25 protein-coding genes are annotated in these 23,802 nt (G+C 61.4%); 14 read left to right on the forward strand and 11 right to left on the reverse strand.

Annotated features, from left to right (window positions below):
• Positions 1 to 256: 256 nt before the first annotated feature.
• Positions 257 to 1,390, reverse strand: a complete 1,134-nt coding sequence (locus tag ACEW8Q_RS12470; protein WP_373504382.1) for an aromatic ring-hydroxylating dioxygenase subunit alpha — start codon at positions 1,388 to 1,390, stop codon at positions 257 to 259.
• A 178-nt stretch (positions 1,391 to 1,568) separates the two neighbouring features.
• On the opposite strand from ACEW8Q_RS12470, the gene ACEW8Q_RS12475 reads away from it, so the two are divergent.
• Positions 1,569 to 2,474, forward strand: coding sequence for a carbon-nitrogen hydrolase family protein (locus tag ACEW8Q_RS12475; RefSeq protein WP_373504383.1), 906 nt, complete (start codon positions 1,569 to 1,571; stop codon positions 2,472 to 2,474).
• 8 nt (positions 2,475 to 2,482) lie between these two features.
• Here ACEW8Q_RS12475 and ACEW8Q_RS12480 read toward each other — a convergent pair whose 3' ends face one another.
• The 5 genes from ACEW8Q_RS12480 to ACEW8Q_RS12500 form a co-directional block, all read right to left on the reverse strand.
• Positions 2,483 to 3,484 carry a calcium-binding protein gene (locus tag ACEW8Q_RS12480; protein WP_373504384.1) on the reverse strand — a complete coding sequence of 334 codons (1,002 nt, stop codon included), beginning with the start codon at positions 3,482 to 3,484 and terminating at the stop codon, positions 2,483 to 2,485.
• A gap of 139 nt (positions 3,485 to 3,623) precedes the next feature.
• Positions 3,624 to 4,799 (reverse strand): fumarylacetoacetate hydrolase family protein, encoded by a 1,176-nt coding sequence (locus tag ACEW8Q_RS12485; RefSeq protein ID WP_373504385.1) that lies wholly within the window; start codon positions 4,797 to 4,799, stop codon positions 3,624 to 3,626.
• Between the two features lie 6 nt (positions 4,800 to 4,805).
• Positions 4,806 to 6,263, reverse strand: a complete 1,458-nt coding sequence (locus tag ACEW8Q_RS12490; protein WP_373504386.1) for a biotin carboxylase — start codon at positions 6,261 to 6,263, stop codon at positions 4,806 to 4,808.
• A gap of 100 nt (positions 6,264 to 6,363) precedes the next feature.
• Positions 6,364 to 6,963 carry a PilZ domain-containing protein gene (locus ACEW8Q_RS12495; RefSeq protein ID WP_373504387.1) on the reverse strand — a complete coding sequence of 200 codons (600 nt, stop codon included), beginning with the start codon at positions 6,961 to 6,963 and terminating at the stop codon, positions 6,364 to 6,366.
• A 72-nt stretch (positions 6,964 to 7,035) separates the two neighbouring features.
• The gene (locus ACEW8Q_RS12500; protein WP_373504388.1) at positions 7,036 to 7,641 is read right to left on the reverse strand and encodes a PAS domain-containing protein; all 606 of its coding nucleotides are present in this window, start codon (positions 7,639 to 7,641) and stop codon (positions 7,036 to 7,038) included.
• Positions 7,642 to 7,754: 113 nt separating this feature from the next.
• Here ACEW8Q_RS12500 and ACEW8Q_RS12505 point away from each other — a divergent pair, with 113 nt between their 5' ends.
• Complete coding sequence (locus ACEW8Q_RS12505) at positions 7,755 to 8,471, forward strand: rhomboid family intramembrane serine protease (protein WP_373504389.1); 717 nt, start codon at positions 7,755 to 7,757, stop codon at positions 8,469 to 8,471.
• Between the two features lie 47 nt (positions 8,472 to 8,518).
• Entirely contained in the window at positions 8,519 to 8,953 is a 435-nt protein-coding gene (locus ACEW8Q_RS12510; RefSeq protein ID WP_373504390.1) for a CBS domain-containing protein, read from the forward strand.
• Between the two features lie 10 nt (positions 8,954 to 8,963).
• On the opposite strand, the gene hisI is transcribed toward ACEW8Q_RS12510, so the two are convergent.
• Together hisI and folE are read right to left on the reverse strand one after the other, a co-directional pair.
• Entirely contained in the window at positions 8,964 to 9,365 is a 402-nt protein-coding gene (gene hisI, locus ACEW8Q_RS12515) for a phosphoribosyl-AMP cyclohydrolase (protein ID WP_373504391.1), read from the reverse strand.
• Complete coding sequence (gene folE / locus ACEW8Q_RS12520) at positions 9,365 to 10,000, reverse strand: GTP cyclohydrolase I FolE (RefSeq protein ID WP_373504392.1); 636 nt, start codon at positions 9,998 to 10,000, stop codon at positions 9,365 to 9,367. Before folE ends, hisI begins: the two co-directional genes overlap by 1 nt.
• 177 nt (positions 10,001 to 10,177) lie before the next feature.
• Between folE and ACEW8Q_RS12525 the strand changes: the two genes are divergently transcribed.
• From ACEW8Q_RS12525 to ACEW8Q_RS12545, 5 genes are all read left to right on the forward strand, one after another.
• Positions 10,178 to 10,627 (forward strand): iron-sulfur cluster assembly scaffold protein, encoded by a 450-nt coding sequence (locus tag ACEW8Q_RS12525; protein ID WP_373504393.1) that lies wholly within the window; start codon positions 10,178 to 10,180, stop codon positions 10,625 to 10,627.
• Positions 10,620 to 11,093 (forward strand): cupin domain-containing protein, encoded by a 474-nt coding sequence (locus ACEW8Q_RS12530; protein ID WP_373504394.1) that lies wholly within the window; start codon positions 10,620 to 10,622, stop codon positions 11,091 to 11,093. The genes ACEW8Q_RS12525 and ACEW8Q_RS12530 overlap by 8 nt, the downstream gene beginning before the upstream one ends.
• 268 nt (positions 11,094 to 11,361) lie before the next feature.
• Complete coding sequence (locus tag ACEW8Q_RS12535; protein ID WP_373504395.1) at positions 11,362 to 12,840, forward strand: SulP family inorganic anion transporter; 1,479 nt, start codon at positions 11,362 to 11,364, stop codon at positions 12,838 to 12,840.
• Positions 12,841 to 13,007: 167 nt separating this feature from the next.
• Positions 13,008 to 13,280, forward strand: a complete 273-nt coding sequence (locus ACEW8Q_RS12540) for a PepSY domain-containing protein (RefSeq protein ID WP_373504396.1) — start codon at positions 13,008 to 13,010, stop codon at positions 13,278 to 13,280.
• A 7-nt stretch (positions 13,281 to 13,287) separates the two neighbouring features.
• Positions 13,288 to 14,451: a cytochrome b/b6 domain-containing protein gene (locus tag ACEW8Q_RS12545; protein ID WP_373504397.1), complete on the forward strand. Its 1,164-nt coding sequence runs from the start codon at positions 13,288 to 13,290 to the stop codon at positions 14,449 to 14,451.
• Between the two features lie 49 nt (positions 14,452 to 14,500).
• Here the strand turns inward: ACEW8Q_RS12545 and betC are convergent, their stop codons facing one another.
• Positions 14,501 to 16,045, reverse strand: a complete 1,545-nt coding sequence (gene betC / locus ACEW8Q_RS12550; protein WP_373504398.1) for a choline-sulfatase — start codon at positions 16,043 to 16,045, stop codon at positions 14,501 to 14,503.
• A gap of 30 nt (positions 16,046 to 16,075) precedes the next feature.
• Between betC and yidD the strand changes: the two genes are divergently transcribed.
• Complete coding sequence (gene yidD, locus ACEW8Q_RS12555) at positions 16,076 to 16,360, forward strand: membrane protein insertion efficiency factor YidD (protein WP_373504399.1); 285 nt, start codon at positions 16,076 to 16,078, stop codon at positions 16,358 to 16,360.
• Positions 16,361 to 16,375: 15 nt separating this feature from the next.
• On the opposite strand, the gene ACEW8Q_RS12560 is transcribed toward yidD, so the two are convergent.
• Together ACEW8Q_RS12560 and ACEW8Q_RS12565 are read right to left on the reverse strand one after the other, a co-directional pair.
• Positions 16,376 to 17,098, reverse strand: a complete 723-nt coding sequence (locus ACEW8Q_RS12560; protein WP_373504400.1) for an outer membrane protein — start codon at positions 17,096 to 17,098, stop codon at positions 16,376 to 16,378.
• Positions 17,099 to 17,273: 175 nt separating this feature from the next.
• Positions 17,274 to 17,951, reverse strand: coding sequence for an outer membrane protein (locus ACEW8Q_RS12565; protein ID WP_373504401.1), 678 nt, complete (start codon positions 17,949 to 17,951; stop codon positions 17,274 to 17,276).
• A 254-nt stretch (positions 17,952 to 18,205) separates the two neighbouring features.
• Here ACEW8Q_RS12565 and thrS point away from each other — a divergent pair, with 254 nt between their 5' ends.
• The 5 genes from thrS to ACEW8Q_RS12590 are packed head-to-tail and all read left to right on the forward strand — an operon-like array spanning position 18,206 to position 23,678.
• Entirely contained in the window at positions 18,206 to 20,164 is a 1,959-nt protein-coding gene (gene thrS, locus ACEW8Q_RS12570) for a threonine--tRNA ligase (RefSeq protein ID WP_373504402.1), read from the forward strand.
• Between the two features lie 31 nt (positions 20,165 to 20,195).
• On the forward strand, positions 20,196 to 20,921 hold the full coding sequence (locus tag ACEW8Q_RS12575) for an SDR family NAD(P)-dependent oxidoreductase (RefSeq protein ID WP_373504403.1): 726 nt from the start codon (positions 20,196 to 20,198) through the stop codon (positions 20,919 to 20,921).
• A gap of 4 nt (positions 20,922 to 20,925) precedes the next feature.
• Positions 20,926 to 21,081, forward strand: a complete 156-nt coding sequence (locus ACEW8Q_RS12580) for a DUF2256 domain-containing protein (protein ID WP_373504404.1) — start codon at positions 20,926 to 20,928, stop codon at positions 21,079 to 21,081.
• On the forward strand, positions 21,078 to 22,625 hold the full coding sequence (locus ACEW8Q_RS12585) for a cryptochrome/photolyase family protein (protein WP_373504405.1): 1,548 nt from the start codon (positions 21,078 to 21,080) through the stop codon (positions 22,623 to 22,625). The genes ACEW8Q_RS12580 and ACEW8Q_RS12585 overlap by 4 nt, the downstream gene beginning before the upstream one ends.
• 39 nt (positions 22,626 to 22,664) lie before the next feature.
• Positions 22,665 to 23,678 carry an LLM class flavin-dependent oxidoreductase gene (locus tag ACEW8Q_RS12590; protein ID WP_373504406.1) on the forward strand — a complete coding sequence of 338 codons (1,014 nt, stop codon included), beginning with the start codon at positions 22,665 to 22,667 and terminating at the stop codon, positions 23,676 to 23,678.
• The last annotated feature ends 124 nt before the right edge of the window (positions 23,679 to 23,802 follow it).

Genomic DNA, 23,802 nt, shown 5'->3' on the forward strand with positions numbered 1-23,802 from the left:
TGCCAATCCTCAAGGCCGCACTTCAAAACCATCGGACCGAGCAGCCAGCCTCCCATGCAGTTGACCGCTTGGCCGATGCTGCATAAGGTTCAACCAGCGACGCCAGCCTTGGCATTTTCAACAGAGTACGGGACATCCCCTGCGATCATACCGGGCACGGTTTTCTTGCGTCCACATCGGCGGCCTCCGGAAGAATCACCCCGCAGACATGGAATCACAAATGATTCATCCGATTCAAGAACTCTCGGGACAGACACTAAGGGGTTGTCATCCGGCTCAGGTACATCGCGAAGTCATAGTTTGGGCGTTCAAGATGCGAGAGATGACCCGGCACGGCCATTTCCGAGCACAGGCCCTTGTAGACGCGTTCAGTGCAGCCCTTGTCCTCGACGTTCACCTTGTCGAGCAGCGCCTTCACGGTGGCGAAGACGTCTGGCACATCCGGATCGCCGAGAAAGTCGTTGCACATGCCGCCGCCGAAGGTGACCTGCACATGGTCCACGCCCTTCGGGTGCAGCGAGAGGTACCAAAAATAGCCGGGCGTTAGGGTGATCAGCAGGCTGGGGTAGAGCGCCAGCAGGAAGGTGGTGCGGCGGAGGTCACCTTCGAGCCTTGTGTTGGTAGGGTGCGCGCAGGCGATGCGGAAGGCGGGGTCTTTCAGGATCGTGTGCCAGTTGAAATGCGGCGGGCTTGGCGGGCAGATCATCTCGTCGAGCTTCGACAAGCCGCCGATGGTGCCGGCATGGCAGACGGGCAGGTGGTAGCTCTCCATGAAGTTCTCGGCGAGAATCTTCCAGTTGGTGTTCCAGACGAAGCTCTCGTTGAACCATTCCGTGTAGTTGGTGAGGTCGAAGGGGCGGATCAGCTCTTCCACATCGGCGAAATGCTCGGCCACGGGCTTTGCATCCGGGTTGAGCGAGACCAGCACCCAGCCGAGCCACACTTCGCACTTCACCTGTGGCAGGCGGTAGTTCTCCTTGCAGAAGCCGGCGTTGCCGCTCATGGCGGGCGCGCCGCGCAGCTTGCCGTCAGCCTCGTAGGACCAGCCGTGATAGGGGCAGGTGATGATGCGGCGGTTGCCGCGGCCTTCGAGAAGCGTGGACATACGGTGGAGGCAGACGTTGGATTGCGCCCTCAAGGTGCCGTCCATGCCGCGGATGACCATCAGGGGCTGGTTCGCCAGTTCGAAGGTGATGTAGTCGCCCGCATGGGCGAGCGTCGAGGCGCGGCCCACGCAGTACCATTCCTTGCCGAAGATATGGGTCAGCTCGGCCTCAAGGAACTTTTTCGAGGTATAGACGCTTTTGGGCATGGCGCGTGCCTGATCGAAGGGCACGGCGACGTTTCCTGCGAGTTCGGCGACGGGATCGAGCGGGGCATGAAGGTTCATGGTGCGGCTCCGGGCTGGTCGGGCAAATTCTGCCACATGCCGGGATTTCTGTCGCCCCATGCCTTCGGCTTGGTCGTCCGTTGACGATTGCATGACCCTGATTTGCTTTTCGGGGCCTCGTCGGGTAAAAATTCAGAAATGTGAGGCAAGAATCTTGCCTGAGCGGAAAGGGGCGAGAATGACGCCATTTGCCATTGCCGGTATCCAGATGTTCCTCGGTCACGGGTCGAACGCCGATGCTATGCGCCACCGGATCGACCTGACCATGCATCTGTACCCGTGGGTGCAGATGGTGATGTTCTCGGAACTCGCCGTGTTCGGTCCCATGCTGCACCATGCGCAGCCGCTTCCCGGCGGCACGGAAGAGGAATTCCAGACGATCGCCCGCCACCACAAGATCTGGCTGGTCAACGGCTCGATGTACGAGCGCCGCGACGGGGCGATCTACAACACGACATCGGTGATCGATCCAGAGGGCAAGATCGTCGGGCGCTATTCCAAGATGTTCCCGTTCACGCCGCTGGAGCAGGGCGTCACGCCCGGCAAGGACTTCTTCGTCTGGGACATCGAGGATGTGGGCCGCTTCGGCATCCTCAATTGCTACGACATGTGGTTTCCGGAGACGTCGCGGACACTCACCGCCATGGGTGCGGAAGTGATCCTGCATCCGGTGATGACGCACACGATCGACCGCGACATCGACCTCGCCGTCAGCCATGCGACGAGCGCGATGATGCAGGCCTATGTCTTCGACATCAACGGGCTGGGGGCGGGCGGCAATGGCCAGTCCGCCGTGTTCGACCCGATGGGCCGCAAGCTGCACCAGGCCGATGCGACGGAGCAGATCATCCCGATCGAGATCGACATGGAGCTGGTGCGCCGTTCGCGTGAGCGCGGCATCAGGGGCCTGGGCCAGATGGCCAAGAGCTTCCGCGACAGGCCGACCGACTTCCCGGTCTACCAGAAGGGATTCGATAGCACCTATCTCGACTCGCTCGGCCCCGTCGCCACGCCACGCCGCGCCGATGGGCCGGGGCCCTCGAACGTGCAGACGCTTCCGGTGCGCCGCACGTTCGTGAAGTAGGCCGGGCGTCAGGCCAGAAGTTCAGCCAGCGTCGTGGTGTTGGCATCGATGCCGATCAGCGTGATCGTGTTGGCGGCATCGTAGGTGATGACGGCATGGCCATCGGCGTCGTTGGCATAGGTCAGCGCGCCGAGGTCCGGAGCGGTCAGTAGCAGTTGGTCGATGCCGAGCTCGAAATCGACCACGATGTCATTGCCCCAGTTTGACCCGAAGCGCTCCTTGATGAGAGCGAAGACAAAGGTGTCGTCGCCGATACCGCCTGCGAGCATGTCATTGCCGGTCACGCCGCCGTTCAGCGTGTCGGCGCCCTTGCTGCCGGACAGCCTGTCGTGGCCCTTGCCGCCATCGATATAGTCCGCGCCCGCGCCACCGAAAAGCATGTCGCGTCCGCCAGCGTGTACCAGAGTGGAGGAATCGCCATAGAGCTGATCCTGTCCCGCGCCACCACGCAATTCGTCGTTGCCGGCGCCACCGAACACAAGATCGTTGCCGCGGTTTCCAATGAGCATGTCATTGCCCTGTCCGCCGAGCAAGGTGTCGTCAAAGGCGCTCCCGTGAATGATGTCGTTGCCGTCGTGGCCGTCCAGCAGCAGGCCCGCTGCCGTACCTGTGCCCTGGTAGTAGAAGCCATTGAGGTCATCGTCCCCGCTGAACAGCAATTGTGCCAAACCGGCACTTCCGCTGCCCGCCATGCCTTCAAGCTGCGCCTGGAAATCGGCTGCCAAAAGCTGGAAAGTGAAGTCCTTGATGTCATCGATATAGGCGCCGCTGGCATCGTAGTGGCGGATCAGGGTGATGGTTCCGCCGGTGAACTGTCCCGAACTGGCGTCGTAGGCAAAGCCCTTGCCCGACACGTAAGTCACGGAGCCGTCAGCATTCCGGAAACCGAATTCCTTGCTGTTCACGTAGAGCAGGCTTCCTGCAAGCGGAGCAGGTCCGGATGCCGCACCGCCATCGGTGTAGGCTTCAAGCAGGCTGTTTCCGGTGCCGGAGCGGTAGTAGATCGCCATGGTCGTCATTTCCCTCTGTGCTGCAAGCCGGTGCCGTTCTGGAACACCGGTTTGATCTGGTCAGACACACAGCAGATTGCGTGCCAGAGCGCACAGGGGGAAAAGGGGGGCAGTTTCGATAGCTTCTACCGGGCGGATGCTAGAGCAGGCCGCGCCGGGCGAGGTTCCGCATGAGGTGGCTGGTTCCCCAGGTCCAGGGGGCTGCCTCGTGGCATGATGTCATGCGGTTGGTTAGCACGCCCAGTTCCTTCGACGAGACAGTGACGATGTCGCCCAGCTTGTGGGTAAAGCCCTTGCCGGGCGCGTCACGGTCCTCGATGGGAGCGAACAGCGTGCCGAGGAACAGGATCGCGCCATCGGGATATTGATGGCTCTTGTTGACCATCTGCCCGACCAGATCGGCTGGATCACGGCTGATCTTGGACATGTTGGAGGCACCGTTCAGGACATAGCCGTCCTCACCCTCGACGCGAAGCGCCAGCTGCATGTTGCGGACATGATCGAGCGAGAAGCTGTGGTCGAACAGGCGGATCATGGGACCCACAGCGCAGGAGGCATTGTTGTCCTTGGCCTTGCCGAGGAGCAGCGCCGAGCGGCCTTCGACGTCGCGCAGGTTCACGTCGTTGCCGAGCATGGCGCCGACGATCCTCCCCGTTGAAGCGACGACGACGACGACTTCCGGTTCCGGATTGTTCCAGGTGGAAATGGCGTTGAGGCCCGCCTCCATGCCGTGGCCGACCGATGACATCACCTGGCTCTTGGTGAAGATCTCCGCGTCGGGTCCGATGCCGACTTCGAGGTATTGCGACCAGGCGCCTTTTTCCATCAGCACCTTTTTCAATTGTATCGCTTCTGGAGAACCGGCGCGGAGCTTCGAGAGGTCGTCGCCGATCAGGTCGCCGATGGTGGCGCGGATTTCGGCCGCGGCCTCCGGATTGCCGCGCGCGCGTTCCTCGATGACACGTTCGAGCATGGAGGTGGCAAAGGTGACGCCCGCGGCCTTGAGCGCCTGCAGGTCGACAGGCGCCAGAAGCCAGGGCTTCGACGGATCTCGCGATTCAGGCGGCGTGTTGGCCATGATGGTATCGAGCGCTCCAAGGCTTTCGCCCGTCACGGCGCGGGCGGCCGCGGCCGGATCGTCCGCCTCGCAGAGATCACGCATCGTCGGGAAGGCGGCGGTGATGTCGATGAGGGTCGCGCCATCGCGGCGGACCACGCATGGTCCGTCAACGGATGGATTCCACACGCGGCCGACCAGCAATCCGTCGGCGGGAAGGGCGGTCGCGGCGTTCATGTAGTCGTGAAGCTTTGCCATGGTCTCTCAGAACATCTTGTTGGAATCATGCATGGGGGGCGGCAGCGGCGCGGAGGACCCCGACACCGGCACCGCTTCGAACTGGCTGTTGATGGCCTTCACCCACTGAGCGGCGCGCGGCAGAAGCTTGCGGTCATCGGTCTGGAAGCGGCCGCGCGAAACGATGATGCCCATGTCGGCACCGTGATAGCGGTAGTCACCCGCCGTATAGACGCGGAGATAAAAGGCCTCGTCTTCATCTGCGGTCAGGAACCAGTCGATGGACTTGCGGACGAGCGAAATATTGCCGTCCTTGCCCATGCGCCAGATGCCGGAGGAGGGCGCCTTGGTGATCATCTCGACCTTGTCGACGGGATATTTCAGGATCAGCTGGCTCCAGTTGTCGAACTCGGCCCAGCGCTGCTGGATCTTCGAGAGGTCGACCTCCCACTCCACGCCCATGTATTCGAGCATGTGGAACAGATAGACCGGGCAGCCGCCATAGGTGGAGGTGATGAGGTTGGTCATCGGCGATGCGCCTGAAATGCGCGGATTGATCTCGCCCAGGTAGACCTTCCGCGTATCGGTATCGATGAGGAAGTCCATGCAGAAGGCGCCCTTGTAGCCCGCCTTGTAGAGCTGGTCGCCCAGCTTCTGCGCCATCCTGATGACGGCCTTGCGCTCGCTTTCCATGCCGCCGGTGAACACGTCATTGCCGCACCAGCCGCCCTTGTAGGGCGTCACTTCGGCAAAGCCGGTGATGTCGGTCTGCAGCGGCCCGACCAACGTGCCGTGGCGCGTGGCAACCGCCTCCACCGTGCCTGGCAGGTGGTTGATGCGGCGCATCACCTTGAGCTGTTCCTTGACGAGATCCGCTTCGTTCTTGTTCCAGTCGGCCTCGGACTTGATGAAGAACGTGGTTCGACCTGAGTCGCCATAGGGTGTCTGCACCACGAGGTCGGTTCCGAGCCTTGCAGAGGATGCGAGCTTCATCAGTTCACGGAAGGTCTTGGCGCGGCCCATGGTATTGGGCGCGCTCTGGATGCCGGCGGCATTGCCGAGCTTCGTCGTGGTGATCTTGGAATCGATATGTTTGCGCAGCTTCGCGGGCGGCAGGGCGATCTTCTGGCCGAGTTCCTTCGCCAGCGACTCGGTCTCCTCGTCGAACATCACGAGCAGCAGGTAGCCGGGGCCGCGCTCCTTCAGCCGGGTGCGGACTTCCTTGTGGCGGAGCAGGTAGTTGTTAACGTCCTCGATCGAACGGAACTCATGCGGCCCGTGCTCGCGCGGCACGGTGATCTTCGGATGCGTGCCGTCGAAACTGTCGAAGAAGTTGATGTATTCGAACTTGTTGATCCAGCGGCCAAGGCCCAGGAGGTTGTAGGGCGTGGGCGAGAGGAAGGTGATCGGCGTCTGGTTCTGCCTGAAGAAGGCGTAGATATCGGTAAGGCTTTCGAGTTTCTTCTGCGCCGGTTTCCTGGCCATGCGGTGCTTCCCCTGATGCGACGCCTGAAGGCGTTTCTCAGGGAGACTGTAGGACAGGACAGGCGGAAATGGGAATAGGGTTTATGGCGAGCCGATGGGCTCAGCGAACCGTGTCCGACAACTGGTTGCGGTCGAGCAGCTTGACGAACTCGATCGCAATGCCGCTTTCAAGATAGCGCACCACGCGGCCGCGCATCTTGCCTAGGAGAATGTATGTGCCGAGGCTCGGCATGACCTCGACCTTGACGGCAGCACCCGAGAGCGAGATGTCGACCACTTCGCAGGCGTATTCGCGCCCGTCCGGCATGGTGATCTGGGATTGCTTTTCCTTAGGCTCGTAGCGGGTGTGGCGGCGGTCCTCGATTGTCTGGCCCGTCTCCTTCTGGTTCAGCCACTTGAGACGTGTCTCGAAACGGTCGCGGCGGGCGCCGGTGAGATTGAAGGTCACCTGAAAGCCACCGTCCACCGGATTGGCCGAGGTTGCCTCGATGCGGCCGACTTCTTCGAGATAGGCGACAATCGTCAGTCCGGGCGGCACGGGAAGCGTGGTGAGGAAGGTGGCGCCGTCGATCGTGATGCTGTTCACCTGGCAGGCGTGCTCGCTCATGTCGGGCAGCATGAAGCGGCCGAACAAGGTCTGCTTGACCGAACCGGACCTGGCGGCGCCGGGCGTGTCAATGGCTTGTTCGGTGGCGTTCACGCTGTCGTCTCCCTCAGTTCAGCGTAAACACTATGCGGCTGCCGTAAAGACGGGGTTAATGATTTCCCCTTGCTACCGCTGGTCGAGCCCACCTGTGATGACCTGAAACCGACGTGGCGCCGGAGTCATGCTGCGGTCGTCTGCGGAGATGAGGTTCTCTGTCCAGACCAGCCGCGCTGCGCCGATCTCCATGCGGATGATGTCCGTATAGCCAAGGTTGCTGATATCCCTGAACGGGAACACGCCGCCGAAGATGTGTGTTGTGACGCCATCGCTGGCGAGCAGGGGGAAGGCTGCCATTTCTGCACCGATCACCTGGTCCATGTCGGTCTGGAACCGGAATCGCAGGATGGCGGGCTGGCGGTTCGTTATGGTGGAGGACATGAAGCGGCGGACAACGTCGGCCTCGAAGGCATCCCATCCCGCCAGCAGGCTGCTGCCGGTGAGTTCGCGGCGATAGAGGTCGCAAATGGCCGTGCCGGCAAGGCGCCAGCGGAAGCTGCGCTGCCGGGTGGCGTATTCGGCAATGAACAGGCTGGGGACCAGCTGCTTCACATGCTTCAGGTCGAGGTCACTGCGGCTCGGCGCGGAACGCTCTGCCCGCATCGTCTCCCAGAAGCGGAACAGCATGCGGCTGGACGGGTGCAGGATGTGGGTTTCGTCTTGGCTTGCATGCATTTCGTCTTTAACCAACATATTGCCCTCGTTCCGGGACTCGCTGCCCGTTGTGCCATTCTTGTTCGTCGTGACCATGTGGTTGCAGCGATCGTGCCAGACCGAAAGGAAGTGCCTTGTCCGAACAGCCCGCGCCCCAGGGAAACTGGAACACCGGCGCCAGCCAGCCTGTGTTCAATGCACCGCGGAGCGTGCTGGCCGTCATCGGAGTCCTCGCCGCGATGCATGGCGGGCTCTATCTGGCGGGCGAGCACTGGCAGATCATCGCACTTGAACTGCTCTCGATCATTCCCAGCCGCTTCACCAATCCGGCGCGGATCGTGGTGGAAGGCTCGCAGTACTGGAGCCTCGTCACCTACATGCTGCTCCACGGCGACTGGATGCACCTGCTTTTCAACTCGCTCTGGCTGCTCGTTTTCGGAACGCCGGTGGCACGCTACCTGGGTTCGCTGCGCTTCTGTGCGCTCTCTCTGGCCGCCGGCATCCTGGGCGGATTGTCGAGCCTCGCGCTGCACTGGGGCGAGGACATCTTCGTCATCGGTGCATCGGGGGCCGTTTCGGGGCTGCTCGCCGCCGCCATCCCCATCATGTATGGGCGGCGGGTGCCGGGTGGTGCGAGGCCGCTGTCCTTCGGCGAACTCGTCACCAGTTCCAGGGCGCTGATGTTCACGGCGATCTGGCTTGGCCTCACGCTTGTTTCGGGTGCCAGCGGCTGGACGGGCAATTCCTTTGCCGCCGACAGCGGCATAGCATGGGAAGCCCATATCGGGGGCTTCATCGGCGGTCTCGCGGCGTTTTACGCTCTTGCCCCGAGGCACGTGCGCCCCGCCTGAAACCGTGTTAGGCTTTCCAGCATTGACCCTGCAAGAAGGAGGCCTCCATGGCAGTTGCACACATCCTCAAGCAGAAGGGTTCGACGGTCGTTACCGTTCCTCCCTCCGAGTCCGTCCAGTCCATCGTTGACCTGCTTGCCCGCCACCGCATCGGCGCCGTGGTGGTTGTCGACCCGTCCGGCGGGATAGCCGGCATTGTCTCGGAACGTGACGTGGTCCGGGCCATGGCGGAAAACGCGGCCGCAGTGTCGGGGAAGTCGGCCGCAGACATCATGACGGCCAAGGTCCGGACGTGCTCACCAGGTGACACCGAGGCTGAACTAGTCGTACTGATGACGGAAAACCGCATACGCCACCTGCCGGTTGTGGTGGATGGTAAGCTCGCGGGCATGATTTCGATCGGCGACGTCGTCAAGCACCGCATGGAAATGATGGAGCGCGAGACAGAGGACATGAAGACCTACATCGCATCGGCCGGTTGAAGCCGGGAATTCAGTAGACGGTCTTCGGGTCAAACAGCCTGACATTGTCGGTGAAGACCAGCTTAGAGCCTTCGACCCGCCGGTAGAAGCAGCTTCTCCGTCCAGTGTGGCAAGAAGCGCCACGGCCTTGGGACAGGGCCTTCACCTGAAGCACGTCCTGGTCACAATCCGTCAGAATTTCGGCGACCTCGAGCAGTTCTCCCGACGTCTCACCCTTTTTCCAGAGCGATTTGCGAGAGCGGCTCCAGAAATGCGCGATGCCCGTCTCCTGCGTGAGGCGAAGGGACTCCGCATTCATGAAGGCGAACATCAGGATCGTCCCGTCGCGGGCATCCGTGACGATGGCCGGGATCAGCCCATCATGGTCGAACCCCGGCTGAAAATTGTCCGTTTCATCGAGGTTCGCTGCCATCAAAGGGAGAAGCCGTTGGACGGCGCCCGCACCAGTTCCATGAAGCGGGCCTGGAGAACGGGGTTGGTCTTGAACTCACCGTTGAACTGCGTGGTGATGGTGGCGACATTGCGCTTGCCGATCCCGCGCATGGACATGCAGGTGTGGACGGCCTCGACCAGCACGGCAACGCCGCGCGGCTTCAGCGCCGACGCGATCGACGTGGCGATCTGGGCCGTCATGGTCTCCTGGGTCTGGAGCCTCCGGGCATAGATCTCGACGACCCGGGCGAGTTTCGAGATGCCGACCACCGACTTCGTGGGGAGATAGGCGACGTGGACGCGGCCGATGAAGGGCGCGATATGATGCTCGCAATGCGAGTTGAATTCGATATCGCGCAACATGACGATATCGTCATAACCGGCCACTTCATCGAAGGTGCGCGACAGGGCTTCGGCCGGGTCTTCATCGTAACCCGAGAAATATTCACGAAACGCCTTGGCGACGCGCCTCGGCGTATCGAGCAGGCCCTCACGGTCAGGATTGTCTCCGGCCCAGGCGAGCAGGGTGCGGACAGCGGCTTCCGCCTCTTCCTGAGAGGGGCGCTTGACGACTTTGCTGGCCGTTCCCGGCATCTTCTTGATGACTGCGTCCATTTTCAGACTTCACTTTCCCTGCAGCGGCTTGTCCTGACGCAGATCGGCCGCCAGCGGATGACATGGCAAGGCGCTTGCGCCTCTGGATTGGCGGACCCCATATCATGTCAGGTCTGCCGATGGCAAACCGGCAAACGACGTGTTTGCGGCAGATCGCGTATGCGCTAGGATATTGGGATGATCAACGACATCTACAACCGCAAGATTTTGGGCTTCGCAGCAGATATTCCGCATTTGCAGCGCCTCGCACATCCGGATGCCACGGCCGTCGCGATTTCGCGGCTGTGCGGCTCCAAGGTGACGGTGGATGTCTCCATGAAGGATGGCGTGGTCAGCGACTTCGGCCAGGAAGTGAAGGCCTGTGCGCTGGGGCAGGCGTCGTCCTCGATCATGGCGCGGCATGTGGTGGGCTCGACGCCCGATGAACTGCGGAGCGTCCGCGATCAGATGTACAAGATGCTGAAGGAGGACGGCCCACCGCCATCCGGCAAGTGGGAGGACCTAGAAGCGTTGCTCCCCGTCCGCGATTTCAAGGCCCGGCACGCCTCCACGCTGCTCACCTTCGATGCCGTGGTCGATGCGGTCAGCCAGATCGAAGCGAAGCAGAAGGAAGCCGCCCATGGCTGACAAGGCTCCCTCGTTTCTTGACGCTTCAACCGTTCCGCCCCGCGTGGGCTCCAACTACCCACCCGATCTTGCGAAGGCCGTTGCAGGCCGCGCCAAGCGGGCATTGGGCGACAGGTTCGGCCTCACGCAGTATGGCGTGAACCATGTGACGCTGGAGCCGGGATCGGCTTCCGCGCACCGCCACTGGCATGAGGTCGAGGACGAGTTCATCTATGTGCTGACGGGCGAGATCGTCCTCAAGGACGATGACGGCGAACATGTCCTGACGCCGGGCATGTGCGCTGGGTTCAAGGCGGGCGTGCCGAACGGCCATTGCCTCATCAACAAGACCAGCCAGCCCGCCGCCTACCTCGAAGTCGGAACGCGTTCACCCACCGAGACGGCGCATTATCCGGACACGGACCTGAAGGCTGTGAAGACCGACTACAAGTTCGCCTTCACCCGCAAGGATGGCTCGCCGCTTTGACGTGATCCGGGAGTGAAGCGGGACGCGAATACTTCGACGTCAATGCGCCATTCCGTTTTTTCACATGCCACCGTCGCGAAGCTGTGATACGTGCGGATCATGATATCTCACGCTATTCCCATTTCCTCGCGCCTGACGCCGCCCTAGCTCGGTTTACTGCAGGTCTGAACCTTGGCAGTGCCCCCAAGATTTTATTGGGGGCACGCTGAATGCCTATTTTCATTACATCCGGCGCCCCGCGCTCAAAACCTATGGAAGTACTACCATTATGAATCTTGTCCACCTTCGGAGCGAATGGGCTCCGAACATCACGCGCGAGATCCTGGCCGGAACGGTCGTTGCGCTTGCGCTGATCCCTGAAGCGATTGCGTTTTCCATCATTGCCGGGGTCGACCCCAAGGTCGGGCTCTATGCGTCATTCTTCATTGCGGTGATCACGGCCTTTGCGGGGGGGCGGCCGGCCATGATCTCGGCCGCGACGGGAGCCATGGCACTTCTCATGGTCACGCTCGTGAAGGAGCACGGCATCCAGTACCTCTTTGCTGCGACCATCCTGACCGGGATTTTGCAGATCATCGCGGGCGTCTTCAAGGTTGGTTCGCTGATGCGCTTCGTGTCGCGTTCCGTGGTCACGGGATTTGTGAATGCTCTCGCGATCCTTATATTCCTCGCCCAGATGCCGGAGCTGATCGGCATGGGCACGAATGTCTATGTCATGACAGCCGCCGGGCTCGTGATAATCTATGGCTTGCCCTATCTCACCAAGGCCGTGCCATCGCCGTTGGTCACCATCCTGGTGATGACCGGCATCGCCATGTACTTCGGGCTGGACATGCGCCGCGTGGGCGATATGGGCGCGCTGCCGACGGAGTTGCCGTTCTTCTCCTTCCCGCAGGTTCCGCTCACCCTGGAAACGCTCAAGATCATCCTCCCTTACTCGCTGACGCTGGCGATGGTGGGCTTGCTCGAAAGCCTGATGACGGCTGCCATCCTCGATGAAATGACCGATACGGATTCCGACAAGAATCGCGAGTGTGCGGGGCAGGGCATCGCCAATGGCGTCATTGGCTTCTTCGGCGGCATGGCAGGCTGCGCCATGATCGGCCAGTCGGCCATCAATGTGTCGTCCGGCGGCCGCGGTCGCCTCTCGACGCTCTGGGCAGGTTCGTTCCTGCTGTTTCTGATCTTTGTGCTCGGGCCTTATGTCGCGCAAATCCCGATGGCGGCACTCGTGGCCGTCATGATCATGGTGTCGCTCAATACGTTCCAATGGGGCTCGCTGATGGATATTCTCACACACCCGAAGCAGTCGAGCTTTGTGATGCTCGGCACCGTGGCCGTGGTGGTGTTCACGCACGACCTGGCAAAGGGCGTATTGTTCGGCGTCATCCTGAGCGGGCTGTTCTTTGCCCACAAGGTGACGCGCTATTTTGGCGTGACGTCAGAACGAATGGGTGACATTCGCACCCACAAGGTGACGGGGCAGATCTTCTTTGCCACGGCGGAGGCATTTCATCAGGCCTTCGACTTCCGCGAGGAGGACTTGAAAGCCGTCATCATCGACCTCCACGCGGCGCATTTCTGGGACATCACCAGCATCAATGCTCTCGATCGTGTCGTGCTGAAACTGCGCCACCACAACATCACGGTGGACATCATCGGCATGAACGAAGCGACCGCCACCATGGTCGAGCGGCTTGCTACTCATGACAAGGCCGGAGCGACGTTTGCCGCCAAGGCGCACTAGAGTCTGCTCACCGCTCAAGATCAAAAATTACAATTTGCTGACAAGGACCGTCACCAGCCTATCACGGTCTTCTCGATACTCCTGTCGCTGCCTTCTTCAACACGGAGGGGCAGTCCCGGCAAATGACCGGGGCTGATGAAGCGAAGCAAGAGTACTGGAGACATATCATGACCGCACTGAAGCTGATCGGCCTCGCGGCCGCGACCCTGTTTATCGTCACGCCCGCTTTCGCGGAGGACCTCTGCACGGGTGTGACCGAACGCAAGACCGTGGATGAGGCAAAGGCCGTCGCCATCGCCGCGGGCTATGCCGATATCACCAAGATGGATGAAGAGCACGGCTGCTATGAAGCCAAGGGACTGAATGCCGACGGCAGCAAGTTCGAGGTCTACATCCATCCAACGTCCCTCGAAATCGTGAAGGTCAAGAAAGAGGGCTGACCCGGCAATGGGCCGGACAGGTCTCAAGACTCATGGGCGGGTGTGGGACCCGCTCGTGAGGCTGTTTCACTGGAGCCTCGCCGCCGCATTTGCCGCGGCATGGCTGTACCAATCCGAGAGCACGATCCACGAAACAGCGGGCAAGCTTCTGCTGGGTCTTCTGATCTTCAGGTTGGCTTGGGGCATCATCGGCCCTGCCAGCGCGCGCTTTGAAACCTTTGTAACTGGCCCGATCACCGCGCTCAAATATGTCTGTGACATTCTGAGAGGAAGGCCCAAACATTTTCTGGGTCATAATCCCGCCGGTGCGGCCATGATTGCGGCCTTGATGGCGTCGCTCGCGACGACAACCGTGTCCGGCCTGCTGATGACGACAACCGCGCTCTGGGGGGGCGAGTGGGTGGAATGGATCCACGGGACGGCTGCCTACACCTCTCTCTGGCTCATCGGGGGGCATTTGCTGGGTGTGGTTCTTGCAAGCTTCCAGCACAGGGAAAACCTGCCGCTCGCCATGGTGACGGGCCGCAAGGGGTCGGAGGCGGATTTCTGGCCTCACCTCGGCCCACCGGCTTTTTACCTTTTCAGAATACTGGCGGCCGCGTGTCTCGTTGCTGCCCTGGCCTTTGCCTGGTGGGGGTCAATGAAGGTCCTGAACGGCAGCCTCTGGCGCATGCCGAAGATCATCGCGGCCGCCGCAAAGGAACAGCAATGTGGTTCCGTGGCAGTTGCTGGTCCCCGTCTGGAGGTCTATCCGGACATCATGTTGCGCTATGCTGTAACGGCAGACAGGAGCCTTCAGGCCGTGGAGACGGAAGTACCCTTCCGTATTGCTCTCAAGCCGCGGCCGGCCTCTACGGAATTGAAGCTTCCGCGCTATTGCGGCAGCGTGACAGGGACTGGATCTACTGACGATCCGCCACCACTGGCGGAGGCCGGAACAGAGATCGTACCACCACAGAAGCTAGCGATTGGCGAGGCATCGGTTGATCCGGGGCAAATGGCGCAATCGAGCGCTGACCCATCAATTGCGGGCACGGGCACAAGTACCGTCACAACTGCGGCGGAGCCAGCCATGGATTCCGCTAATTCACAGACCAGCACGCCTTCGGCATCCGTGCCGGGGAAGGATCGTCAGAAGAGAAAGCGAAAGAGAAAGGGCGGCGGGGACTGACTGCATCGGGATGAGGCTACCTCAGTCATGCCCGAGAAGGCCAGGGACTTCACTTGTTCCGCTTGTCTTCGATATCCGGCGCGTGGGGGAAGCGGGATTGCAGGTCGCGGTCGGTGACGCTCATGTGGTTGCGGGTGTATTGCTCGGAGGCATCGCGGAGCGGCTGGAAATCCCACGGGAAATGGTGCCCGCGTTTCAGCGCCTCGAACATCATCAGGCGTGATTGCTGGCTTTCCAGAACTTCGCGGTTGATGCGCGGAATGTCGAACTTCGCTTCGACCTCGGCGCGGAATTCCGCTGCCAGCGGATGGGAGGCCGCAAGGTTCGCCAGCTCTTCCGGATCGTCATCGAGATTGAAGAGTTGGTCCGGATCCACCGGCGAGTGGATGAATTTCCAGGGGCCGCGCCTCAGCATGTAGATGGGGGCGATGGCACCTTCCGCCAGATACTCGCCCCACGCGGTACCGTCCGGGTCTTCCTTGGTGCCCAGCAGCAGCGGATAAAGCGAGCGGCCGTCGACCGGGCGTGCCAGCGTCTCCATTCCATTGTTGCCGATGGCGGTGAGGGTGGGGAGGATGTCGGCGAGCGTCACGGGCTCCTTCACGCGGCGCGCGGCAAAGCGCTTGGGCGACCAGATCACGAAGGGTACATGGGCCGAGGGTTCGAGATAGGACATCTTGTACCACAAGCCCCGCTCGCCCAGGAAATCGCCATGGTCAGAGGTGAAGACGATGACCGTATCATCAAGCTTCCCAGTGGCTTCGAGCGCTCCGATCATCTGGCCTATGAGGTCGTCGACATAAGAGATGTTGGCATAGTAGCCGTGACGCGCGGCGCGGAGATCGGCCTCTGACACGGTATAGTCGTCCATGGCCGAAACATCGTAGAGGCGCTGGCTATGCGGATCGAGCGCCGCGCGATCCATGCGCGGCACCTTCGGCAGGTCGATGTCCTCGTCGCGGTAGAGATCCCAGAACTTCTTGCGTGCTGCATAAGGGTCGTGCGGGTGCGTGAAGGACGCCATGAGGCAGAACGGCTTTTCAGCCTCGAAGCGCACGTAGTCATAGATCTTGCGGATGGCGAGGAAGGCCACCTCGTCGTCGAATTCGAGCTGGTTGGTGATCTCGGCGATGCCTGGCTGCAGCACGCTCGTCATGTTGTGGTACCACCAGTCGATGCGCTCCTGCCTTAGCCGCCAGTCCGGCGTCCAGCCGAAGTCGGCGGGATAGATGTCGGTGGTGAGGCGTTCCTCCAGTCCATGGAGCTGGTCGGGGCCCACGAAATGCATCTTGCCAGACAGGCATGTCTTGTAGCCCGCCAAGCGGAGATAATGTGCCCAGGTGGGGATGGAGGACGGGAACTCGGCGGCGTTGTCATAGACGCCGGTGCGCGAGGGAAGCAGGCCGTTCATCACGGTCGCACGGGCGGGCGCACAAAGGGGGCTCGTCGAATAGCAGTTCTCGAAGACGACGCCTTCGGCCGCCAACCGCGACAGGTGGGGCGTTTGTACCAGCGGGTGGCCGTGGAAGGGCAGGTAGCGGGCTGCCAGCTGATCGGCCATCACAAAGAGGATGTTGGGTTTTGCCTGTGCCATCAGAATTCCCTATATGCTTGGTCCAGGCTCATGAAACGCATTCTGCTCGGACTCATCAAACTTTATCAGCTGACATTATCGGCCTTCATCGGCCGGCGCTGCCGCTATTTACCGACATGTTCGGAGTATGCGAGCGACGCGATCCGCAAACATGGCGCCTGGCATGGCACGGTGCTGGGCTTTGCGCGGGTGTGCCGCTGCCACCCTTGGGGACAATCCGGTTTTGACCCGGTGCCGGATGTGTATCGGGGACCCGTCTGGCGGATGCCGCCAGTCCAAAACGAAGAAGGGGCCCCGAAGGGCCCCAGGTCGTGAAGATGATAGTGGAGATCAGAGGCTGAAGTTGTAGGTGATACCGGCGCGGATCGAGTGGATGCCGTTGGTGTGGTTGGTCACGCTACCGCCGAAGCCGTTGTTGTCCTCGAGGCGATAGTCCCCGTCTTCGAGCTTGGTGTAGAGGTATTCCATGCGGCCGTGGAGGAAGTCGGTGAAGGCGTATTCCATGCCGCCGCCGACGGTCCAGCCGTTCAGCCACACCTGGTCGCTCGAGTCGACGCTGCCGCCCAGCGGACCGACTTCGCCGCCGAATTCCGTGTTGGCGTAGGCGTAACCACCAGTGACGTAGAAGAGTGCAGCGTCCTGGACGTAGCCGGCGCGGGCGCGGATCGTGCCGAGGCCATTCAAGCGGTAGTAGGTCAGTTCTGCCGGTTCATCGTTGTCTGCGATCTGGCCACCCCACATGTAGTCGGTCTCGATGCCGAGCAGGAAGCTGTCCATCTGGTAGTTGAAGCCGGCGACGACGCCGCCCATGAAGCCGGTGCCGCTCATTTCAGGATCGACCGGGCCGCAGCCAGTGTCTCCGGGAGCGCAATCCGGGTACTTGTCGTAATGGCCGTCGATCGAGGTCGCCGAGCCGACCACGCCGAGATAGAGGCCATCATAATAGCCGGCGCGCAGTTCTGGCGGCGGCGGTTCGAGGTCGGCTGCCAGCGCGGAGGTGGCAGGGAGCAGCACGGTAGCGAGAAGAGCGAGACGCAGGAGGGACGATTTCATTGGTTACCCCGAACTATAGTTAACTTGTGGTTCGGGGTTGATCATGCGCCGTTAAGGTTAACCCGTGGTTATCGAGAGCTTACCCGAGGCTTACCGGTGCGCCCTGCTTTGACCATGTACGAAAAAGGGCACCCGAAATGGGTGCCCTCTCCGACATCAGGAGGCGATCAGCCGATCAGAAGCGGAAGTTCACGCCCAGGCGGACCGAATGGAAGTCCGGGGTTGCGGTGGTCGATATGCCGTCATTCGTCAATTCTTCGCTGCCGAAGTTGGCATAGAGATACTCCAGCTTCATGGTCCAAGCGTCGTCGAAAGCATACTCGACGCCGCCGCCAACGGCGTAGCCAGCGCGCGTGAAGTCTTCATTGATGTCCCCCGTCGGGGTGTCGACGGAGTAGTCGAAGCCACCGTAAGCGAGACCGCCCGTTGCGTAGATCAGGGTGCGATCCCAGGCGTAACCGGCGCGCAGGCGCAGGGTGCCGAAATAGGTATTGTCGTTCTGGGAGTCGAACCGGCCGTTTTCGTCTTCGTCCGAAATGCCCGAGAGCTGGATATCGCCCTCGACACCCATGACGAAGTTGTTGGCCTGGAAGTTGTAGCCCGCCTGGATGCCACCGAACATGCCTTCAATTGAGAGATCGCCGACATTTCCGTATCCCGGGCGGGCACCGACTGCGTCATCACCGGCGAAACCGTAGCCAGCGTTGAGACCGGCGTAGAAACCGGTCCAGTCGTACATGGCTTCTTCAATGATGTCGGCTGCATTGGCGCTCGATACCTGAACCGAAAGTCCGAGCAAGGCTGCAAAAAGTACTCTCTTCATAATCCCATCACCCTTCTTACCTAATGTCATGTAGTTACTTTAGTTCCCTTTGTAATCCATTACATAGATTCAAACAACCTCTGCAAAGGTTAACAGCTTGTTGTTCTTCATAATCTGTCACAAAAAGGCAACACCGCCGCCACGAGTGTGGCTGGCCCTTCCAGGTTTTTGGGAAGTCGTCTCTTGACCGCGTGGAGGCGCCTCGCCTAAACGCCTTTGCGTTTCGTATCAAACACTTGAAATCGCTTACCCGCACCCGTGCGCGGGAGTGAGCAGGAGGACAAATGATCAATCTGACGTTTCCCGACGGTGCCCAGAGGCAGGTCGAAACCGGACTCTCCGCACGAGATGTCGCAGCGTCCATTTCAAAGTCACTCGAGAAACGGGCAGTTGCTGCTATCCTGAATGGTACGCTGACCGATCTCGCGGATCCGATCCTGACCGATTCGACGCTCAAGATCGTCACGAGGGACGATCCCGAAGCGCTTGAGTTGATTCGCCACGATGCGGCGCATGTGCTGGCGGAGGCCGTGCAGGAGCTGTTTCCGGGTACCCAGGTGACGATCGGGCCCGTCATCGAGAACGGCTTCTACTATGACTTCTTCCGGAACGAGCCCTTCACCACGGAAGATTTCGCCGCGATCGAGAAGAAGATGCGGGAGATCATCCAGCGCGACAAGCCCTTCACAAAGTCGGTGAAGACCCGCGATGAGGCCAAGGCCTTCTTCCGCGACAAGGGCGAGTTGTTCAAGGTCGAGCTTGTGGACGCCATTCCCGGCGACCAGGACATCAAGTTCTACGACCAGGGTGGCTGGATCGATCTTTGCCGCGGTCCTCACATGACATCCACCGGCAAGGTCGGCAACGCCTTCAAGCTGATGAAGGTGGCGGGCGCTTACTGGCGCGGCGATTCGAAGAACCCGATGCTCACCCGCATCTATGGCACCGCATGGGCCAACGAGGCCGATCTCAAGTCCTATATCACGGCGCTGGAAGAGGCCGAGAAGCGAGACCACCGCAAGCTTGGCCGCGAAATGAACCTGTTCCACTTCCAGGAGGAAGGCCCGGGCGTCGTGTTCTGGCACGCCAAGGGCTGGACGATGTTCCAGCAACTGATCGCCTACATGCGCCGCCGCCTCGGAAAGCTCGACTATCAGGAAGTGAACGCGCCGCAATTGCTCGACAAGTCATTGTGGGAAACGTCCGGTCACTGGGGCTGGTACAAGGAGGCGATGTTCGCGGCCACGTCGGCCGGTGAAACCACCGAGGACGATCAGGTTTTCGCGATCAAGCCGATGAACTGTCCGGGCCACGTGCAGATTTTCAAGCACGGGCTTCGCTCCTATCGCGAACTCCCGCTCAGGCTGGCGGAGTTCGGCAATGTCCATCGCTACGAGCCATCGGGCGCGCTGCATGGCCTCATGCGGGTGCGCGGCTTCACCCAGGATGATGCGCACATCTTCTGCACCGAAGACCAGATGCGCGACGAGTGCCTGAAGATCAATGATCTCATCCTCTCGACCTACAAGGACTTCGGCTTCGAGCAGATCGTGGTGAAGCTTTCCACGCGCCCTGAAAAGCGTGTGGGTTCGGATGAGGCGTGGGACCGCGCCGAGAGCATCATGTCGAAGGTACTGGAGCAGATCGCCACCGATTCAGGCGGCAAGATCAAGACGGCGGTAAATCCGGGCGAGGGCGCCTTCTACGGCCCCAAGTTCGAATATGTGCTGCGCGACGCGATCGGCCGCGACTGGCAGTGCGGCACCACGCAGGTGGACTTCAACCTGCCGGAACGCTTCGGCGCCTTCTATATCGGTGCCGATGGCGAGAAGAAGGTTCCGGTGATGATCCACCGCGCCATCTGCGGTTCGATGGAACGCTTCCTCGGCATCCTCATCGAGCATTTCGCGGGTCACTTCCCGCTGTGGCTGGCGCCGACGCAGGTGGTCGTCTCGACCATCACGTCGGAGGGCGATGCCTATGCCGTTGAAGTGCGCGACATGATGCGGAAGGCGGGGCTTCGCGCCGAGGTCGATCTTCGCAATGAGAAGATCAACTACAAGGTCCGCGAACATTCCGTGCAGAAGGTTCCGGTGATCCTCGTGGTCGGCAAGCGTGAGATGGATGAGCGGGCCGTCAACATCCGCCGACTTGGCTCGCAGAACCAGACGCCAATGTCCCTCGACGCCGCGCTCGCATCGCTGAAGGACGAGGCGACGCCGCCGGACTTGCGGCGGGACTGAACCACGATTGCCGTTCCGCCGTACCAATTACATGTCAAAACATGTGATTGTCGGCGGGGCCGGTGGTATCGGTTCCGCACTCGCGCGGCGGCTTGCGGGGCAGGGCGCTTCCGTACATCTGATCGGGCGGGATTCCGCGAAGCTCGCGCTGCTGGCCGGCGAGCTTGGCGGTACCTTTGCGGTAGCTGATGTGCTTGAGCGTTCAGCGCTGGGGGAAGCCGTAAAGGCGGCCGGGCCAGCTATTGCAGGGCTGGCTTATTGCGTGGGCTCGATCAATCTGAAGCCTGTCTCGCGCATTTCCGACGAGGATGTGGAGCGCGATTTCCGGCTCAATGCGTTGGGCGCTTTCCGGGCAGTGCAGGCCGCACTTCCGGCTTTGAAGGCCAATGAAGGCGTCTCGAACATTCTCCTGTTTTCCACCGTGGCCGTGGCGCAGGGCTTCACCGCGCATGCATCGATCGGCATGGCGAAGGGGGCTGTCGAGGGGCTGATGCTGTCGCTTGCGGCGGAACTTGCGCCGAAGGTGCGGGTCAACTGCATCGCGCCGTCGCTCACCAGAACGCCGCTGGCCGCCGCGCTCACGTCGAGCGAGCAGATGGCGTCCGCCATTGCCGGGCTGCATGCGTTGCAGCGGCTGGGAGAGGCGGACGATGTTGCAGCGCTCGCCGCGTTCCTGATGTCATCGGATGCTTCGTGGATAACGGGGCAGGTGATCGGTGTCGATGGCGGCCGATCGAGCCTCCGCACCAGGGGCTGATGGCGTGGCGCGGATGCGCAAGAAGGCCGATCTTGCAGCCAAGCCCTGCACGGTGTGCGGCAAGCCTTTCACCTGGCGCAAGAAGTGGGCGCGCGACTGGGACAACGTGAAGGTTTGTTCCGACCGCTGCCGCGCCGCTCAGAAGCCCGCCAAGACATGAATACGCTTCGCATCGTGCTGGGTGACCAACTCACCCGTTCGATCTCGTCCCTCCGTGGTTACGAGCCGGGAGATGTGGTGCTGATGATGGAGGTCCTGGAAGAGGCGACCTACGTCCGGCATCACAAGCAGAAGCTGACGTTCATCTTCTCTGGCATGCGGCACTTCGCGGAGGGGCTCCGGCGCGTGGGGTTCAACGTCGACTACGTGAAGCTCGATGATCCCGCCAATACCGGCACCTTCACCTCGGAACTGCAACGCGCCATCGCGCGCCATGCGCCGGCGTCCATCGTCGTGACAGAGCCTGGCGAATGGCGGGTGTTGGAGATGATGAAGACGTGGGACGCCGATATCCGCGAGGACGAGCGGTTCTTTGCCAGCCGCGCGCGGTTTGCGCGTTGGGCGGACGGGCGCAAGCAGCTTCGCATGGAGTTCTTCTACCGCGAGATGCGCCGCGCCTCGGGCCTGCTGATGGATGGCGACGATCCGGCAGGCGGTCAGTGGAACTTCGACCATGACAACCGCAAGGCACTGCCGAAGGACGTGAAGTCGCCGAGGAGGCTGCGCTTCGAGCCGGACGCCATCACGCGCGAGGTGATGGCAATGGTGCAGGCCCGGTTTGCCGATCACTTCGGTGAGCTCGAACCATTCGGCTGGGCTGTGACACGCGAGGATGCACTTGAGGCGCTCGATCACTTCATCGCCGCCTGCCTGCCGTCCTTCGGCGACTACCAGGATGCGATGAAGCGCGGCAACGCCTTCCTCTTTCACTCCGTCATCTCGCCCTATCTCAATGTGGGACTGCTCACGCCGCGCGAAATTTGCGACCGGGCGGAGGAAGCATGGCGGATCGGCACGGCGCCGCTCAACGCGGTCGAAGGCTTCATCCGCCAGATCCTCGGCTGGCGCGAATATGTGCGCGGCCTCTACTGGCTGAAGATGCCGGATTATCCGGAGACCAATGCTCTCAATGCCATGCGGCCGCTGCCGGATTTTTACTGGACCGGCGAGACCGACATGAATTGCATGGCCGAGGCCATCGGCGACACGCGCCGCCATGCCTATGCCCACCATATCCAGCGCTTGATGGTGACGGGCAACTTCGCACTGCTGGCCGGCCTCGATCCGCGCGCGGTCGAGGAATGGTATCTGCTCGTCTATGCCGACGCCTTCGAGTGGGTGGAACTGCCCAACACCCATGGCATGGCGCTGTTTGCCGATGGCGGCATCATGGCGTCCAAACCCTATGCGGCGTCAGGCGCCTATATCGACCGCATGTCGGACTATTGCGACGGCTGCGCCTATGATCCAGCCGTGAAGCTCGGAAAAAACGCCTGTCCGTTCAACATCTTGTATTGGGATTTTCTCATTCGGAATGAAGCCGCGCTGACGTCAAACCCGCGGATGGCGATGCCCTACCGGACGCTGGCGAAGATGGAAGCATCCCGCAAGGCGCAGATCGAGCGGGAGGCGCGGGCGTTTCTGGATGGCCTCGATAGGCCAACGGGTCCAAAAGGTGTATCTCAATTGACTCTTGAACTGTAATTGAATTAGATACATATAAGCCCCGAAAGAGAGGGCATCTTGGAGATCGGCATCTACACATTCGCGGACGTCGCACCCGGCGGATCGCATGGCGAGAGGCTTCGGCATCTCGTTGAAGAGATCGAACTGGCAGACCAGGTGGGACTCGACGTGTTCGGCGTGGGCGAGCATCACCGTCCGGATTATGCCGTGTCGTCGCCTGCCGTGGCGCTGGCCGCTGGGGCTGCGCGCACCAGGAACATCCGCCTCACCAGTGCGGTCACCGTGCTGAGTTCTGACGATCCAGTGCGGGTGTTCCAGCAATATGCGACGCTCGACGGGATCTCCAATGGCCGGGCCGAGATCATGGCCGGGCGCGGCTCCTTCATCGAGAGTTTCCCGCTCTTCGGCTATGACCTTGCCGACTACGACACTCTGTTTGCCGAGAAACTCGACCTGTTGCTGAAGCTTCGCGACAATGAGACGTTAAGCTGGCAGGGCGAGACGCGCGCCGCGCTTGAGAACGTCACCGTGTTCCCGCGTCCCCAGCAGGCGAAACTCCCGGTGTGGATCGCGGTTGGCGGCACGCCGCAGTCGGTCGTTCGCGCGGCCACACTCGGCCTCCCCATGGCGCTTGCCATCATCGGCGGCGACCCGCGCCGCTTCGCACCATATTTCGACCTTTACCGGGAGGCCTGGGGCCGGGCGAACCGCAAGCCGGAGGACGCGAAGCTCAGCCTCAACATGCACGGCTTCGTGGCTGACAGCACGAGCGCCGCGAAGGACATCTTTCACGAGCCCCACAACGCGGTGATGAACCGCATCGGCCGCGAGCGCGGCTGGCCGGCATCGGGCCGGGCCGAGTTCGAAGCGTCCTGCGGGCCAAACGGCCATCTTCTCATCGGCGATCCGGACCGCGTGGCGGACCGCATCATCGAACTCCACGAGACATTCAGGAACGACCGTATCCTGATCCAGATGGCGATCGGCGCCATGCCGCATGACAAGCTCATGCGTGCCATCGAACTGCTCGGCACAAAGGTTGCACCAAAGGTCAAGGAGGCCACAACATGAGTCTTCCCCATATTCCCGATCCGATGCCGGGCGATGCCGCTGCGGCGGACTCGATCGAGACCGTCATCGTGCCGCGTGCCCGCGACCTCGGCGGCTTCGAGGTGCGCCGCGCGCTGCCCTCGGC

Source organism: Aestuariivirga sp., assembly GCF_041738905.1.
Classification (GTDB): Bacteria; Pseudomonadota; Alphaproteobacteria; order Rhizobiales; family Aestuariivirgaceae; genus Aestuariivirga.

Excerpts from the sequence above, each read along its gene's own strand:
- ACEW8Q_RS12485 (WP_373504385.1), bottom strand. The coding sequence starts at position 4,799 with ATGGCAAAGCTTCACGACTACATGAACGCCGCGACCGCCCTTCCCGCC.
- ACEW8Q_RS12535 (WP_373504395.1), top strand. The coding sequence starts at position 11,362 with ATGAATCTTGTCCACCTTCGGAGCGAATGGGCTCCGAACATCACGCGC.
- ACEW8Q_RS12525 (WP_373504393.1), top strand. The coding sequence starts at position 10,178 with ATGATCAACGACATCTACAACCGCAAGATTTTGGGCTTCGCAGCAGAT.
- ACEW8Q_RS12530 (WP_373504394.1), top strand. The coding sequence starts at position 10,620 with ATGGCTGACAAGGCTCCCTCGTTTCTTGACGCTTCAACCGTTCCGCCC.
- ACEW8Q_RS12565 (WP_373504401.1), bottom strand. The coding sequence starts at position 17,951 with ATGACATTAGGTAAGAAGGGTGATGGGATTATGAAGAGAGTACTTTTT.
- ACEW8Q_RS12470 (WP_373504382.1), bottom strand. The coding sequence starts at position 1,390 with ATGAACCTTCATGCCCCGCTCGATCCCGTCGCCGAACTCGCAGGAAAC.
- ACEW8Q_RS12475 (WP_373504383.1), top strand. The coding sequence starts at position 1,569 with ATGACGCCATTTGCCATTGCCGGTATCCAGATGTTCCTCGGTCACGGG.
- ACEW8Q_RS12510 (WP_373504390.1), top strand. The coding sequence starts at position 8,519 with ATGGCAGTTGCACACATCCTCAAGCAGAAGGGTTCGACGGTCGTTACC.
- ACEW8Q_RS12560 (WP_373504400.1), bottom strand. The coding sequence starts at position 17,098 with ATGAAATCGTCCCTCCTGCGTCTCGCTCTTCTCGCTACCGTGCTGCTC.
- yidD (WP_373504399.1), top strand. The coding sequence starts at position 16,076 with ATGAAACGCATTCTGCTCGGACTCATCAAACTTTATCAGCTGACATTA.
- betC (WP_373504398.1), bottom strand. The coding sequence starts at position 16,045 with ATGGCACAGGCAAAACCCAACATCCTCTTTGTGATGGCCGATCAGCTG.
- ACEW8Q_RS12490 (WP_373504386.1), bottom strand. The coding sequence starts at position 6,263 with ATGGCCAGGAAACCGGCGCAGAAGAAACTCGAAAGCCTTACCGATATC.
- ACEW8Q_RS12480 (WP_373504384.1), bottom strand. The coding sequence starts at position 3,484 with ATGGCGATCTACTACCGCTCCGGCACCGGAAACAGCCTGCTTGAAGCC.
- folE (WP_373504392.1), bottom strand. The coding sequence starts at position 10,000 with ATGGACGCAGTCATCAAGAAGATGCCGGGAACGGCCAGCAAAGTCGTC.
- ACEW8Q_RS12575 (WP_373504403.1), top strand. The coding sequence starts at position 20,196 with ATGTCAAAACATGTGATTGTCGGCGGGGCCGGTGGTATCGGTTCCGCA.
- ACEW8Q_RS12540 (WP_373504396.1), top strand. The coding sequence starts at position 13,008 with ATGACCGCACTGAAGCTGATCGGCCTCGCGGCCGCGACCCTGTTTATC.
- hisI (WP_373504391.1), bottom strand. The coding sequence starts at position 9,365 with ATGGCAGCGAACCTCGATGAAACGGACAATTTTCAGCCGGGGTTCGAC.
- thrS (WP_373504402.1), top strand. The coding sequence starts at position 18,206 with ATGATCAATCTGACGTTTCCCGACGGTGCCCAGAGGCAGGTCGAAACC.
- ACEW8Q_RS12585 (WP_373504405.1), top strand. The coding sequence starts at position 21,078 with ATGAATACGCTTCGCATCGTGCTGGGTGACCAACTCACCCGTTCGATC.
- ACEW8Q_RS12545 (WP_373504397.1), top strand. The coding sequence starts at position 13,288 with ATGGGCCGGACAGGTCTCAAGACTCATGGGCGGGTGTGGGACCCGCTC.
- ACEW8Q_RS12500 (WP_373504388.1), bottom strand. The coding sequence starts at position 7,641 with ATGCATGCAAGCCAAGACGAAACCCACATCCTGCACCCGTCCAGCCGC.